The 14,848-nt window shown below is 54.3% G+C and carries 15 protein-coding genes; 3 read left to right on the top strand and 12 right to left on the bottom strand.

Annotated elements, in window-relative coordinates:
• Position 1: 1 nt before the first annotated feature.
• The 5 genes from phnK to phnG are packed head-to-tail and all read right to left on the bottom strand — an operon-like array spanning position 2 to position 3,895.
• Positions 2-790: a phosphonate C-P lyase system protein PhnK gene (gene phnK / locus KHQ09_RS03525; RefSeq protein WP_022710285.1), complete on the bottom strand. Its 789-nt coding sequence runs from the start codon at positions 788-790 to the stop codon at positions 2-4.
• On the bottom strand, positions 787-1,695 hold the full coding sequence (locus tag KHQ09_RS03520) for an alpha-D-ribose 1-methylphosphonate 5-phosphate C-P-lyase PhnJ (protein ID WP_075654159.1): 909 nt from the start codon (positions 1,693-1,695) through the stop codon (positions 787-789). The genes phnK and KHQ09_RS03520 overlap by 4 nt, the downstream gene beginning before the upstream one ends.
• The gene (locus KHQ09_RS03515; RefSeq protein WP_213596337.1) at positions 1,692-2,795 is read right to left on the bottom strand and encodes a carbon-phosphorus lyase complex subunit; all 1,104 of its coding nucleotides are present in this window, start codon (positions 2,793-2,795) and stop codon (positions 1,692-1,694) included. Before KHQ09_RS03515 ends, KHQ09_RS03520 begins: the two co-directional genes overlap by 4 nt.
• A 3-nt stretch (positions 2,796-2,798) precedes the next feature.
• Complete coding sequence (phnH, locus tag KHQ09_RS03510; RefSeq protein ID WP_213596335.1) at positions 2,799-3,410, bottom strand: phosphonate C-P lyase system protein PhnH; 612 nt, start codon at positions 3,408-3,410, stop codon at positions 2,799-2,801.
• Positions 3,410-3,895 carry a phosphonate C-P lyase system protein PhnG gene (phnG, locus tag KHQ09_RS03505; RefSeq protein WP_213596333.1) on the bottom strand — a complete coding sequence of 162 codons (486 nt, stop codon included), beginning with the start codon at positions 3,893-3,895 and terminating at the stop codon, positions 3,410-3,412. The genes phnH and phnG overlap by 1 nt, the downstream gene beginning before the upstream one ends.
• 111 nt (positions 3,896-4,006) lie before the next feature.
• On the opposite strand from phnG, the gene phnF reads away from it, so the two are divergent.
• Together phnF and xylB are read left to right on the top strand one after the other, a co-directional pair.
• On the top strand, positions 4,007-4,765 hold the full coding sequence (phnF, locus tag KHQ09_RS03500) for a phosphonate metabolism transcriptional regulator PhnF (RefSeq protein WP_213596331.1): 759 nt from the start codon (positions 4,007-4,009) through the stop codon (positions 4,763-4,765).
• Between the two features lie 72 nt (positions 4,766-4,837).
• Positions 4,838-6,304 carry a xylulokinase gene (gene xylB, locus KHQ09_RS03495; RefSeq protein WP_213596329.1) on the top strand — a complete coding sequence of 489 codons (1,467 nt, stop codon included), beginning with the start codon at positions 4,838-4,840 and terminating at the stop codon, positions 6,302-6,304.
• Here xylB and KHQ09_RS03490 read toward each other — a convergent pair.
• The gene (locus KHQ09_RS03490) at positions 6,271-7,491 is read right to left on the bottom strand and encodes a multidrug effflux MFS transporter (protein WP_213596327.1); all 1,221 of its coding nucleotides are present in this window, start codon (positions 7,489-7,491) and stop codon (positions 6,271-6,273) included. The genes xylB and KHQ09_RS03490 overlap by 34 nt on opposite strands.
• Positions 7,492-7,598: 107 nt before the next feature.
• Between KHQ09_RS03490 and KHQ09_RS03485 the strand changes: the two genes are divergently transcribed.
• Positions 7,599-8,498, top strand: coding sequence for a LysR family transcriptional regulator (locus KHQ09_RS03485; RefSeq protein ID WP_213596325.1), 900 nt, complete (start codon positions 7,599-7,601; stop codon positions 8,496-8,498).
• Here the strand turns inward: KHQ09_RS03485 and KHQ09_RS03480 are convergent.
• Genes KHQ09_RS03480 through ppaT form a run of 6 tightly spaced genes read right to left on the bottom strand, consistent with a single transcriptional unit; the run spans position 8,473 to position 14,612 of the window.
• Positions 8,473-9,246: an ABC transporter ATP-binding protein gene (locus KHQ09_RS03480; RefSeq protein WP_213596323.1), complete on the bottom strand. Its 774-nt coding sequence runs from the start codon at positions 9,244-9,246 to the stop codon at positions 8,473-8,475. The genes KHQ09_RS03485 and KHQ09_RS03480 overlap by 26 nt on opposite strands.
• On the bottom strand, positions 9,243-10,037 hold the full coding sequence (locus KHQ09_RS03475) for an ABC transporter ATP-binding protein (protein WP_213596321.1): 795 nt from the start codon (positions 10,035-10,037) through the stop codon (positions 9,243-9,245). Before KHQ09_RS03475 ends, KHQ09_RS03480 begins: the two co-directional genes overlap by 4 nt.
• Positions 10,030-10,860 (bottom strand): ABC transporter permease, encoded by an 831-nt coding sequence (locus tag KHQ09_RS03470; RefSeq protein WP_213596319.1) that lies wholly within the window; start codon positions 10,858-10,860, stop codon positions 10,030-10,032. Before KHQ09_RS03470 ends, KHQ09_RS03475 begins: the two co-directional genes overlap by 8 nt.
• Positions 10,857-11,834, bottom strand: coding sequence for an ABC transporter permease (locus KHQ09_RS03465; protein ID WP_213599773.1), 978 nt, complete (start codon positions 11,832-11,834; stop codon positions 10,857-10,859). Before KHQ09_RS03465 ends, KHQ09_RS03470 begins: the two co-directional genes overlap by 4 nt.
• Positions 11,835-13,478: an ABC transporter substrate-binding protein gene (locus KHQ09_RS03460; RefSeq protein ID WP_213596317.1), complete on the bottom strand. Its 1,644-nt coding sequence runs from the start codon at positions 13,476-13,478 to the stop codon at positions 11,835-11,837.
• 24 nt (positions 13,479-13,502) lie between these two features.
• Positions 13,503-14,612 carry a pyridoxamine--pyruvate transaminase gene (ppaT, locus tag KHQ09_RS03455; protein WP_238481554.1) on the bottom strand — a complete coding sequence of 370 codons (1,110 nt, stop codon included), beginning with the start codon at positions 14,610-14,612 and terminating at the stop codon, positions 13,503-13,505.
• Positions 14,613-14,848: the final 236 nt, after the last annotated feature.

The raw sequence follows: 14,848 nt of genomic DNA, 5'->3' as shown, positions 1-14,848 counted from the left end.
ATTAAACCTGCAAAATCGAGGAAACGAGCAGCTGTGTATAAGGTGCCTGCGGATCATCCAGCACGCGGTCGGTCAGACCGGCTTCGATGATATGACCGTCTTTCATCACCATCATGCGGTGCGATAACAGACGCGCCACCGCCAGATCGTGGGTCACAACAATCGCAGCCAGACCGAGATCGGCCACCAGACCGCGCAACAGATCGAGCAAACGTGCCTGCACGGAAACGTCCAGACCACCGGTCGGCTCGTCCATGAAAATCAGGCGCGGTGCAGTCACCAGATTGCGGGCGATCTGCAAACGCTGACGCATACCGCCGGAGAATGCACGCGGCTGGTCATCAATACGGTCGGCGGAAATTTCCACACGGCCAAGCCAGTCCGTCGCTGTCTCGCGGATTTTACCGTAATGACGGTCACCGACAGCCATCAGACGCTCGCCGACATTGGCACCGGCGGAGACAGTCATACGCAAACCGTCAGAAGGGTTCTGATGCACAAAGCCCCAATCGGTACGCATCAGAAAGCGGCGCTCGGCCTCACTCATCCGGTACAGATCACGGAACTGGCCATCACGCATCCGATATTCAACAGCGCCGACTGAAGGCTGCAAGCGTGTAGCAAGACAGTTGAGCAGTGTCGTCTTACCGGAGCCGCTTTCACCGACAATCGCCAGCACTTCACCCGGATACAGCTCAAAGGACACATTGCTGCAACCAAGACGGTTGCCATAGAATTTCGACAATCCGTTTACACGCAGCAAAGGCGTATCATGATTTATATCGCTCATTGGGCTGCCTCCAGACCTGAGGACACTTGTCCGATATCTTTATTATTTGCAGAGAGATGGCCAACGTGACCATCGGCCTGTCGTGTTTCGCAATAATCGGTGTCGGAGCAAACAAACATGCTACCGCCCTTGTCATCCAGAACCACTTCATCGAGATAGACGCCCTTGGCACCGCACATGGCGCAAGGCTGAGCGAATTTCTGTACTTCAAACGGATGATCTTCGAAATCGAGACTCACGACTTTGGTGTATGGCGGCAGAGCGTAAATACGCTTCTCACGTCCTGCACCAAACAGCTGCAAAGCCGGTGACATATGCATTTTCGGATTGTCGAATTTCGGTGTCGGTGAAGGATCCATCACATAACGGTCTTCGACTTTCACCGGATAGGCATAAGTCGTGGCGATATGGCCGTGGCGGGCAATATCTTCATAGAGTTTGACATGCATCAGGCCGTATTCTTCCAGCGCATGCATTTTGCGGGTCTCTGTCTCGCGTGGTTCCAGAAAGCGCAGCGGCTCAGGGATCGGCACCTGATAGACAAGGATCTGGCCTTCTTTGAGCGGTGCTTCCGGAATACGGTGACGGGTCTGGATGATGGTTGCATCTTCCGTGCGGGTCGTCACTTTAACTTGTGCCGTCTTTTCAAAGAAGGCACGGATCGACACGGCATTGGTGGTATCATCCGCGCCCTGATCGATCACTTTCAGCGTATCGTCAGCGCCCAAAACCGCAGCGGTTACCTGCACACCACCGGTACCCCAGCCATAAGGCATCGGCATTTCGCGGCTCGCAAAAGGCACCTGATAACCCGGCACCGCAATGGCTTTAAGCAATGCGCGGCGGATCATCCGCTTGGTCTGCTCATCAAGATAAGCAAAATTATATTGCATCAGAACGCTCATTCTGCGGCTTCCTTCTGTGCATCATTGTGGCTGGCATATTCGGCACGCATACGACGGATAAGATCAAGCTCAGCCTGAAAATCCACATAATGCGGCAGTTTGAGATGTTCAACGAAACCGGTCGCCTGCACATTGTCGGAATGGGAAATCACAAATTCCTCATCCTGTGCCGGTGCGGTAATGTCTTCTTCAAATTCTTCGCTGCGCAATGCGCGATCACAGAGCGACATCGACATGGCCTTGCGTTCGCTTTGACCAAACACCAGACCATAACCACGGGTAAACTGCGGTGGACGTGTTGCAGAACCGGCAAACTGGTTGACCATCTGACACTCAGTCACCTGCACAGCGCCAAGCGATACCAGACCGCCAAGTTCCGGCACATCCAGCTCAACCTCGACTTCACCGATGCGGATTTCACCGACAAACGGATGCGTGCGGCCATAACCGCGCTGTGTGGAATAGCCCAGCGCCAGCAGGAAGCCTTCATCACCGCGTGCTAAAGCCTGCAAACGCAGATCGCGTTCCATCGGGAATGTCCAAGGCTCACGGGTCAGATCGCCCGGCACATGGCCTTCCGGCATTTCGCCATCCGGCTCGATCATACCATTGGCACCAAGAATATCGGTCACGCGCGGCATATCTTCGCCAACAGTCTCATCATCGCGCTGCACGCCTTGTGCCACCGGATGATCGCCAGCCATTTCAGGATCAAGCAGGCGATGGGTGTAATCAAAAGTCGGGCCCAGAAGCTGGCCGCCCGGCAGGTCTTTAAAGGTTGCGGAAATGCGGCGCTCGGTCAGCATCTGCGCTGTATCAAGCGGCTCGGAATAGCCGAAGCGCGGCAAGGTTGTACGATAGGCACGCACCAGAAAAATCGCTTCAATCAGATCACCGCGCGATTGGCGGATTGCCAGCGCTGCCAGCTCACGATCATAAAGCGCACCCTCGGCCATAGCACGGTCGACGGCCAGACCCAGCTGCTCCACAATCTGCTCCAGCTGCAATGCCGGTACTGAGCGGTCACCACGGCGGCGGTCACCCAGCAACTGATGTGCATTCTGAATAGCGGCTTCACCGCCTTTAACTGCAACATACATGGTTCAATTTCCGTTTTTTATGAGTTTGGTACTACGCGGCAGTGCGGCAACAGTTTTGGATGCTGCAAAAACCAGATCCACACCACGCGGGAACAAGGCAGTATTAGCCGCCCATTGTTCATTGAAACGTACCGGTAAAGCACTTGGTGCAAAGTCACGGACATGCTCAATACCAGGCCCCTGAAGCTGCAAAGTCTGCGCACCCTCGAAACCTTCTACCGCCATAACGATAGTGGCTGAGCGATCCGGATATTCCGATGTACCTTTGGCAAAAACATCCAGCGGCGGCATGTGGGCAACGTCGCTGACCAGCGCGAAATTCGCCTCACCAACTTCGGAAACCAGCTCAAAGCCAGTCTGAAATGCGAGCCATTCACGCACAGCGCTGCTTGCAGCCAAACGACTGTCGAGCCAAACCTTGGTGTCATGGTCGAACAATGCCTGCGCAATAGCACCGAGCTCCGGTGTCAGCGGCAATGGCGGCTGCGTTTCGGCAGTCAGCGGCTGGATCGTGCCCGGATTGGCCAAAGCATCCATCAATGCACGGAAGCAGGTCTGCGCATCATAAACGGCGTCAGTGAAACCACCTTCAAAAGCCTGATTATCAAAAGCCATTAGTCGTCTCCCCGAACCATGGTGAAGAAGTCCACTTTCGTTGCCGCCGCTTCACGGCGACGCTGTGTGGCACGGGCATCAAGACGCTGCGCAATTTTCTGCAACAGATCACGCTCAACGATCTCGCGGCTCTGCGGCGCCTGCCACAAAGCATCGGCAATCGCTGCCAGACGCGCTTTTTCATGATCGCGTCCCAGTGCATAGGAATGCCCAACCAGCCCCTCTGAGGAGCTTGACGACACACGCACAGTTGCACGGGTCACAGTCGTTTCGCCCAGATTGAACGGGGCACCGCCACCACCGATACGGCCACGCACCATCACCAGTCCGGTTTCAGGGCCGCGCAACACATCAACCTGCGGCTGCTCTGCTTGATTACTCCAGAAGGAAGCCAGCTCCTTCAATTCTGCCTTTGCCAGCAAAGCGGCGACCTTGCGCCGTTCGCCTTGCAGCTTTTCGGGTAAATTCTCGGTTTCATTCTTCATTTGACACACCGCTCTAAATTGTCTATTTATCTATACAACTAGACATTAATTATTGTCTTAAACACTCTTAGTGACAAGCACATGACAATCAGCGGAGCTGCGGCAAATTAAATGGCAGAGACAACAAAAATCGCCCGAAACAGCGGTGTGGCCGTCTGGCGTCAGATTGCCGATGAAATTCGCAGGGAAATTAAACACGGGCATTTCAAGCGCGGCGAGAAGCTGCCGCCGGAAATGACACTGGCTGCCCGCTTTGGCGTCAATCGCCATACGGTGCGCAGTGCGATTGCGGCTTTGACACAGGAAGGTGTGTTACGGGCAGAGCAAGGGCGTGGCACATTTATCGCCAATGCCAAACGCCTGACCTATCCCATCAGCAAGCGCACGCGCATGTCCACCAGTCTGGCCGAACAGATCACACAGCAGGAGCGGATCATCCTGTCGCACAGGGTTGAAAAGCCCTCAGCCGAAGTCGCCCATGCTTTGCAGCTTAGTGATGAAAATGCGCAAGTGCATTATTTTGAAACCCTGTCCATTGCTGATGGTCAGCCGGTTTCCATGTCTGACAGCTGGTTTGACCAACAGCGTTTTCCGCAATTTGATGAATTTTACAAGAGCAGCGGCTCAGTCACAAAAGCACTGAAGCAATCGGGCGTTGAGGATTATTTCCGCAAATCCACACTGATTTCCGCCCAGCACGCCAACGGACAGGATCTGCTGCACCTGAAGCTCACACCGGGGGCGATTGTGCTCACGGCGCAATCGGTCAATGTCGATACCAATGGCGTGCCGGTGGAATATTCAACAACTCGCTTTGCGGCTGATCGCATGGAGTTTTCTATCGAGAGCATGTCGCTCAATGAAGAATAAAAACTATTGCCTGCATTAAGTTTCTGTCGTTAGCTGCGGCCTGTTCACAATTCCAGTCACAGGATCAGCAGCATGGCATTTTATCTCGGTCTTGACCTCGGCACGTCCGGCCTCAAAGCACTGCTGATCGACGAGAAACAAAGCATTATCGCCTCTGCCCATGCAGAGCTCCATGTTTCCCGACCGCATCAAAGCTGGTCTGAGCAACAGCCACAAGACTGGATAAAGGCAGCAGAAGCAGCAATCACCCGGCTAAAAGCGGAACATGGCACTGCGCTTTCGAATGTGCGCGGCATCGGCCTTTCCGGCCAGATGCATGGCGCGGTTCTGCTGGATGCGCAGGATCAAGTGTTGCGCCCCGCCATTCTCTGGAATGATACACGCAGCCACGCCCAAGCTGCGCAACTGGATGCTGATCCGCAATTCCGCGCCTTGACCGGCAATATTGTCTTTCCGGGTTTTACCGCGCCGAAATTGCTTTGGGTGAAGGACAATGAACCGGAGATTTTTGCCCGCATTAAAAAGATCCTGCTGCCGAAAGATTATCTGCGTCTGTGGCTGACCGGAGAGCATGTCAGCGAAATGTCCGATGCGTCCGGCACATCATGGCTGGATGTGGCACAACGCAAATGGTCGACTGACCTGCTGGCAGCAACAGAGCTTGATGAAAGCCAGATGCCGCGCCTTGTCGAAGGCACGGATGTCTCCGGCACATTGCGCGCAGAGCTGTGTCAGCAATGGGGCATGGCATCAGGTGTAGTGGTTGCCGGTGGTGCCGGTGACAATGCGGCATCCGCCTGTGGTATCGGCACGGTGAAAGCCGGACAGGCTTTTGCCTCACTCGGCACATCCGGTGTGTTATTTGCCGCCAATGACAGTTTTCTACCGCGTCCTGACAGTGCCGTTCATGCGTTCTGCCATGCTCTGCCGCAGACATGGCACCAGATGGGCGTTATCCTCTCCGCGACCGATGCCCTGAACTGGTACAGCACCATTACCGGCCATGAAGCTGCGGCGCTAACGCAGGAACTCGGCGATGATCTGCAGGCTCCGTCAGAAGTGAGTTTTCTGCCTTATCTTTCCGGCGAGCGCACCCCGCATAATGACAGCCTGATCCGCGGCAGTTTCACAGGGATCAGCCATAGCGACAATCGTGTGGCACTCACTCAAGCCGTGCTTGAAGGTGTGGCTTTTGCCTTCCGTAACAATCTGGAAGCTCTGGCAAAAGCCGGCACACAGCTTGAAAGTGTTATGGCTATCGGCGGCGGCTCACGCTCGACCTATTGGCTGAAAGCACTGGCTACCGCTCTGAATATGCCGGTTCATCTGCCTGCCGACGGTGATTTCGGCGCGGCTTTCGGGGCTGCACGTCTTGGACTGATTGCTGCTGAAAATGCTGATGCTCTGGCTATTTGCACCAGCCCGCAGATTATCAAAACCATTGAGCCGGATAAAAAACTCCATGCGGCTTATGAAACAGCCTATCAACGCTATACCGCGCTGTATCAGGCTTTAAAGCCGGTTATCCGTGTCTTGTAAACACAAACGAAGAATATGACTGCGGCAACCACACTCAGCCCCAGCGCATAGCTCGGGAAAACCAGCGCTGAGCCACTGTGCAGCAATGCCATGCCCTCTGTAAGCGCTGTGATCACCGCATAATAAAACAGGCCAAGCAAAGCGCCTGCCGTGCCCAAAGCATCGTGATAGTGCTGCAAGACGCCATGCAAACAGGCGGTTGTCAGAAGGGTAAATCCGGCAAACAACAGTACGGAAAAACCGGTAAACAACACAAGATAAAGCTGTCCCATTGTCAGCAGGCTCACGACCAGCAAACCGGCAGCGGCACAAGCCAACAGCAGAATACCAGCCATCATCACCGTCTGACTTGTATAGCCTGCCGTATTCAAACGGCGCATTGCCATACCACCCCAGATACTGCCGGACACGACCAGCATACAAAGCGTCCCATAGGTAACGGGCGACAAGCCCTGCATATTGATCAGCAGAAACGGTGCTTCCGCATAGAAGCTGAAAATAATCCCGTTACCGATACCGATCAGCAAACCAGTGCCGATCACCTGCCCATCGCGCAGCATCCGTGCCCAAATCTGCATCAGGGATGATTTATGGTTCTGCTTCACCAGAGTTTCAGGAAAAGCTGCACAGACCAGCACCAGAGAGACAGCACCGAGCACCAGTAACACCATGAAAGCGGTACGCCAGTCACCGAGCGTGACACTCAGCCCCCCGATAAACGGCCCCGCCGCCGCAGAAACAGGAATGAGCATACCGATTGTTGTGAAAACAACCACGCGGCGCTCACCGCTGAATGCCTCTCGGCAGACAGACTGAATCACCACCGAGCAACTGGCCGCGCCGAAAGCCTGAATGAAACGTCCGCTATTAAGCACCCATAACGAGGATGCAGAAAGACAGATCAGGCAACCCAGTAGATACAGTGCCAGTGTGATGATCATGGTTTTACGTCGCCCGATGTGATCGGACACCTGCCCCCAGCATAAAACGCCAAGCGCAAAACCGGCAAAAAAGATGCTCAGTGTTGTTTGCGCTGTCGATGCGGAAATATTCAGACCCTGCGCCATATCGGTCAGAGAGGGCGTGTAAATTGTTTCACCGATTTGCGGCAGTGTAACCAGCAGCGCCAGAAGCAGCAAAGCCGGTGTTTTACGGAGTGTTTCCGTTTGCGCAGCCAATGTGGTCATGGCGCATTCCTTTCTTTATCCAGAATTTGCGCCAGTCCTTAAAACAATCTAATAAGTAACATAAGCCTTGTTAAAATTACGATTTCATAACTTAAAGTTACGAATAGATGTCGCCAAATTTTCGCGCTTCACCACAGCAGATGCAAGTTTTTCTGGATATTGCCGAGGCTGGCAGCATTGCTGCGGCGGCCAAAAAACTTGGGCTCACCGCTCCTGCCGTCAGCAAACAACTGACAATGCTAGAGAACCAGCTGGAACTGGGGCTGATTGAACGCACCACACGGCGCATGCAGCTGACACCGGCAGGCCGGATTTTCAAAGATTATGCGGCCGAGACTTTGCGCCTTCTGAGCGAGCGTGAAAGCCGTTATCTTTCGGAAATGCGCGGTGAGCCATCCGGTACTTTGCGTGTTGTCGCTGCAAGACCGCTGGCCGCGCAATTTTTGCTGCCGCACTTACACGAATTTACCAGCCGCTTTCCGCATATTACCCTTGATCTGGAACTGGCAGAGCGCTTTCCGGATATTGAACAGGAGAATATCGACCTGATTTTCGGCATGACCATGCAAGGCAATGCCGGGCTGATCCAGCGCTCCATCGGCAAGACTGCCTATTGGCTCTGTGCCGCACCGTCCTACTTGGAGCGCCATGGTCACCCGCAACAACCGGATGATCTGAGCGAACATTATCTGATTGCCCATACGATGCGCCGCCACCCGAACAGGCTGATATTCAGGGATCATCAGGACGTGGCAATGCGCACAGTTCTGCGCCTCAATGATACATCGGCCATGCGGCAGGCTGCCTACCAAGGTACGGGCATTGTTTCTCTGCATCATTATATGGTTGAGGATATGATCAGCTCCGGCGAGTTGATCCGCCTGCTGCCGGATTATGAATTACCAGCGGTACCGGTGCATCTGTTTTACCGGAAAAGCGGGCGCATTCTGCCAGCTCTGCGACACTTCATTGATTTCGCCGTTAAGATTTGCCGAATTCAGTTATAAGTTTTGGAACGGCATCAACCAGTTGCCGCGTCGGCTCGGTCTGCGGGTTTTGCAGTACCTCATCCGGCACACCCTGCTCAACAATCTCGCCCTCATGCAACACCAGCATCCGGTCACAAAAAGCCCGTACCAGTGCCAGATCATGCGATATAAACAGATAGGCAATGCCATTATCGCGCTGTAAATCGGCCAGCAGATTAAGGATTTTCGCACGCACTGATATGTCCAAAGCCGATACGGGTTCATCCAACACAATCAGGTCAGGCTTGCACAACAGTGCGCGGGCAATCGCCACACGCTGACGCTGACCACCGGAGAGTTCACGCGGGTAGCGGTCAGCCATATCCGCTGTCAGACCAACCCGTTGCAAGACTTCAGCAATTTGCTGGTTCGTATGCTGCTGACTGCCATGCAGAACCAGCGGCACCTGTAAGATCTGGCTGATCGTATGGCGCGGGTTAAAAGCCGCCAAAGGGTCCTGAAACACCATCTGGAATTGAGCACGCTTCTCCCGCAGCGCACTGCCCTGAAGGACTGTCATATCCGTGCCGTTGAGAATAATCTTGCCGCTATCCGGTTCGTTCAGCCGCATAATCAGTCGTGCCAAAGTACTTTTACCAGAGCCGGAACGCCCGACCAGCGCCAGTGTCTCACCGGCATGAAGTGTCAGGTTGATATTTTTCAAACCTTTTGACGAATCTTTGCCAAAGGCCTTATTGAGACCGGCAATCTGCAAAACCTCTCTCATAACACACCGTCAATCTCAGGCAGGCGCGGCTGCTTTTGCCAGTCCAGCCCGATATGGGTTGCCAGCAAGGCTTTGGTATAATCATGCTGCGGCGCGGTGATCACTTGTTCAGCCGTGCCGAGCTCCACCAGCTTCCCGCGATAAAGCACGGCAATTCTATCGGCCAGTTGTGAGGCCAGCGCGATATCATGGGTCACAAACAGCATTGTCAGCCCTTGCGCCCGCACCAGACCATCCAGCAATTGCGCCACATGATTTTGCACCACCGTGTCCAGCGCACTGGTCGGCTCGTCTGCGATCAGCAATTGCGGCTGTGCAGCCAAAGCTGCGGCAATGGCAATACGCTGTTTCTGCCCGCCGGAGAATTCATGCGGATAGCTGCGTAAGCGCTGCTGACTGTCCGCAATCTGCACCTGCCGCATCAGTTCTGCCGCTCTTTGGCGAGCTTCAGTCCAGGAAGTTTTAAGATGCGTGACAATCACTTCGGCAATCTGATCGCCCACCCGCATCATCGGATCAAGCGAACCATCAGGATCCTGAAACACCACGCCGATATCGCGCCCCGCACGCGGCTCATGCGCTAAAGCCGGAAAATGGATTGAACCGGCAGTTTTAGCATTAGCGGGCAAGAGACCAGCAATCGCCATGGCCAATGTGGTTTTACCGGAACCACTTTCACCAATCAGCGCTAGCCTTTCACCTTGCCTTAGTTCAAAGCTGACCGGATGCAGCACAGTTTGCGCCCCGTAACGAACCGTCAAATCCTGTACGGCAAGAAAGACCTCAGACATTGCTGTGCTCCCTCGCTGATGATGGGCGGCGGGTTAGCGCCTGTCCGGTGAGATGCACGGCAAGAACAGTCACCACCAATGCCAGCCCCGGAATGATGGATAGATAAGGCGCTGAGCGCAACACGCTGCGTCCCTCAGCAATCATCGTGCCCCATGTCACACTGTTCGGATCGCCAAAGCCTAAGAAGGCCAGTGAGGCTTCAATCAGAATAGCCGCCGCGACCGAAACGGCTGCCAGCGATGCCGCAGGGCCGAAGGCATTGGGCAGAATTTCCCGAAAAGCAATGGAGAACGGCCCCTGCCCCAGCGTACGGGCAGCGGCGACGAAATCGCGCTCACGCAGAGACAGCACTTCAGCCCGCGTCACTCGCGCAGCCTGCGTCCAACTGCCGATGCTGATTGCAATAATCAGCGTCGGAATGCTCGGCCCCAGCACATTAATCATCGCCAGCGCCAGCAAAAAGCCCGGCACAGTCTGAAACGCCTCAGTGATCCGCATCAGAACATTATCGGCAAAACCACCGAGAAAACCAGCCAATGTGCCGACCAGACTACCGGCAATCAGCGCTGCCGCTGCTGAGCTCAGCGCCACCAGCAGAGTCGTTCGTGCACCATGAAACAGACCTGCCAGCACATCGCGCCCCAGCCGGTCTGTCCCGAGCCAATGAGCGTGATCTGTGAATGGCCGTATCAGCGGGTCTCCGGCAATCGCCAGCGGATCACCGGCAAACAGCAATGGTGCAGACAGCGCCATCAATCCTAAAAGTATCAGAAGGCCAATACCGGCTTTACCCTGTCTGTCCAAAGCCTGGAAAAACTTCATTGGCGCTGGCTCCGCACCCGCGGATCAAGCCGCGCATAGGCCAGATCAACCAGCAGATTGGCAATGATCACTGCAAAAGCACCAAACAGAATGTCACCCAGCAGCAAGGCCGTATCGCGTTTGGCAACGGCTTCTGCGGCGAGACGTCCGAAGCCCGGAATGGCAAAGACACTCTCAATCACCACACTGCCGCCAAGCATCACACCGGCTTGCAGGCCTAACATTGTCACCACCGGTAAAACCGCATTACGGGCAATGTGTCGCCAGATGATACGGCGTGAGGAAATACCGCGTGCTTTAAGCGCCTGCACAAACATTTCCTGATGCAGATCGGCCATGCGATCCCGCATCAGCCGCAGATAGAGCGTGAGATAAACACTGGAGAGTGCCGCAACAGGCAGGATCAAATGGCGACTGATATCTGCCGCTCTGGCCAGTCCTGTTTTGCCGGACGCAATGGTTTCCAGCCCGCCGATTGGCAGCCAGCGCAATGTTACGCCGAAGATCACGATCAGCACCAAGCCCAGCCAGAAACCCGGCACGGCATAAAGCGTCAGCGAGGTCAGCGATAACAATCGGTCACGCCTGGAATGCGGTTTGGCACCGGCCACGATGCCAAGCAGAGAACCGGCAAAGAATGCCAAAAATGTCGATACGCCCATCAGCAATAATGTTGCCGGAAGCCGCTCCAGAATAACATCAAGCACCGGACGCTGAAAGGCCGAAGACCAGCCGAAATCACCGGAGAACAGCGCCGTGACATAGGCAAAGAACCGCTGCAACGGCCCCTGATCTAATCCCCATGACTGGCGCAAAGCTTCAAGCTGCTGCGCATCCGCCCCGCCCATCTGTGCCACATAAGCATCCACAGCATCGCCGGGGGCAGCTTCCAGAATAAGAAAGCTGCCCACCAGAACAATGCCCAGAACCGGAAGGATACTGCCAAGACGACGGAGGAGAAACGGCACTGATATTTACTCTTGCAAACCGGTATTCGCCCAGCCGGACACCGCCCAGCGCGGATTATCCGAGACATTCTGCACGCGTTCGCTGGCAACCGTAATGAACGAGAAATCTGCAACATTGATCAGCGGCAGGTCTTCTGCCACCAGACGCTGCAAATCCTGATAGATGCCTGCTCGCGCTTTGTCGTCCAAAGTCACTGCGCCTTTGGCAATCAGCGCATCGACCGCCTCATTCTTATAGCCATATTGGTTGGTAAATGGCGCACCGGCAGGCAAGCCGCTCTGAAACAGCACTGTTGTCGAGATTGCCGGATCAGAACGGTAAACCGGCGTAGCCACAGCAATATCAAAATCATGATCGGTGTAGACCGCTTTGAGATGTGCCGGTGAATCATTGGCAACAATCACTGCATCAATGCCGATTTTCACCAAAGCCTGACGCAGATAATCGCCGAATTGCTTGGTTTCATTGAAGAATGGTGCAGGCAACAGCTTCAGCTTAAAGCGGAAACCGTCAGCGCCTTTTTTATAACCAGCCTCATCTAGCAGGTTTTCAGCCTTGGCAATATCAAAGACATATTGCTGCGTATCCGGCGCATAAAACACCGTGTCAAAAGCCGGTACCGGCCCTGTCGCTGGCTTGGCATAACCAAGGAAAATCGTCTTGACCACGAAATCTTTGTCAATCGCATGGGCGATAGCTTGGCGTACTTTCAGATCAGCCAGTTCTTTGCGGCGATGATTAAGTTCCACACTCAACTGATAGGTCAGCGCCTCATAGCCATTGGCATAGACTTTCAGCCCCGGCACTTTGGAAATTCGTTCCAGATCAGCCAGCGGCACTGCAGAGAAAGCAGCCAGCTGGATCTGATCTGCTTCCAGCGCATTGCCCGCAGAAGCGCGATCCGGTAGTACCTGATAGATAATCTCATCCAGCGCAGGTGCTTGTTTGTCCCAATAATTTTCATTGCGCTTCAGCAGGTAATATTCGCCCGGTTTGTGATCGCCATAGACAAACGGCCCCGTGCCCACCAGTTTCTCATTAGCAGGGTTTTTCGCAATATCCATGTCTTCATAGAGATGTTTCGGCAGTACCGAAGTCACTACCGGCAGCGCATTACGGATCAGCTGAAATGGTGTCGGCTCGGAAAAGCGGAAGACAGCCGTATGCTCATCCGGTGTCTCAACATTTTGCAGATTTTTGAAAACTGAGCGGCCAAGATTTTGCAGTTTCTTCCAGACTTCCAGCGCCGAGAAAGCCACATCGGCAGAGGTGAACGGCTTGCCGTCATGCCATGTCACGCCTTCACGCAGTTTGAATGTGGCAGACAAACCATCTGCCGAGCCTTCCCAACTGGTCGCCAGCAATGGCTTCAAACCATCCGGATGCTGGGCATCGACATAAGCCTGCTCGGCCAAAGTCTCGACAACCTTGCTCGCCACATAGAAAACGCCGTTTGAGGCCACAATTGCCGGATTGAGATTGGCCGGTTCGCTGTCTGCGGCCACAACCAGACGACCACCGCGCACCGGCTCAACGGAGGCCTGTTTTTCAGCCGTTTGTGCGAAAGCAAAACGCGGCAGAACAGACAATGCCACAACACCGGCAGTTCCCGCCAGCAGAGCACGTCGATTCAGTGTCAATCTTGTCATAATACCCTGTCCCTCTGTAACCGCTTAAATCTTACGTTTTTTCAATGCACCGGCCAAAGCCTCAACAGCCTTTGCCGCAAATTCCGGTTGCGCTGATGCCCCCATATGCCCGATACGCAAAACCTTACCAGCCGTATCCTTACGACCCAGCGACACCAGCACATCATGGTCGTGTAGCATCAGATCGCGCAAAGCCACATCGCTGATGCCATCCGGCAATTTGAACACGGTCGCAGTCGGTGCAGCATAGATTTCCTGACGCGGCCATAATTCCAGCCCCAATGCTTTAACACCTTCACGGGCGATTTGCGCCGTTTGCGCATGGCGTGCCCAGACGTTTGAATCGCCTTCCGCCAAATAAAGATCGAGCGCTGTGTTAAGAGCATAAATTTCCGCAACAGACGGGGTGACCGGAAAAGCATTGCCTGCACGCCAAGCGTCTTTCCAGTCCAAAAGGCTCAGAAACGATGCCCGTGGTGCATCAGGGTTCGCCGCCATTTTCTGCCATGCACGTTCACTCACTGCCGCGAGCGTCAGACCCGGTGTACTGCCCAGACATTTGGACGGAGAGGTAATGAAAATATCCGCATGTACAGCTTCAGGATGCACATCCATGCCACAAAAAGATGAGACCGCATCGACAATCAGATAAGCGCCGTGACGTGCGGCAATGGCACCGATTTCCGCCAGCGGGTTGAGTGTGCCCGAAGGTGTATCGTGATGGCAAACGGCAATTATGCTGATGTCAGGGCGCTGTTTAAGTACTGCCTCCACGGCTTGCGGATCAATCACATCATCATAATCCACTGCCAGTTCAATGACTTCACGACCGTAGCGCGCAGCCCAGGGGCCGAACCCTTTGCCATAGACACCGGAGACAAGATTGAGCACCACATCCTGACGGGCGATCAGACCCGCAGCTGCCGCCTCAATACCAAGAATAGCCTCACCCTGCATAATCACCGGTTGATTGCCGGTGCGCATGACCTGCGCCAGCTTCTCAATCACGCTTTGATAAAAGGCCTGAAATGCATCGATGTAATCATACAAAACCGGCTGCCCTAATGCCCGAAGAACTTCCGGATAGGCCGGTACCGGACCGGTTGTGAGCATATAGGCAGGCACTTGCAGCATGGGATCATTGACCAGTTTAAAAACAGCATCATAGGAGCGGTTTCCCGCATCTCCAAGAGGGATAATTTTCCACGATCAGCAATTATTGGAATTTGATTTCTTTTTACGAGCAGAGATGAAATATCCCTCTGTATTCTTTTCTGCAGGCAAAGAAGATCTTGTAATCACAGAAGCTCTCTTCTGCCTGTGACAAACAGACTTGCGACAAGTTTCCGGCAGAGATTCCGGTTTCGCTC

It is taken from the genome of Pseudochrobactrum algeriensis (genome assembly GCF_018436245.1).
In the GTDB taxonomy this organism is placed as follows: domain Bacteria; phylum Pseudomonadota; class Alphaproteobacteria; order Rhizobiales; family Rhizobiaceae; genus Pseudochrobactrum; species Pseudochrobactrum saccharolyticum.
This window is presented reverse-complemented; position numbering and strand designations above follow the sequence as displayed.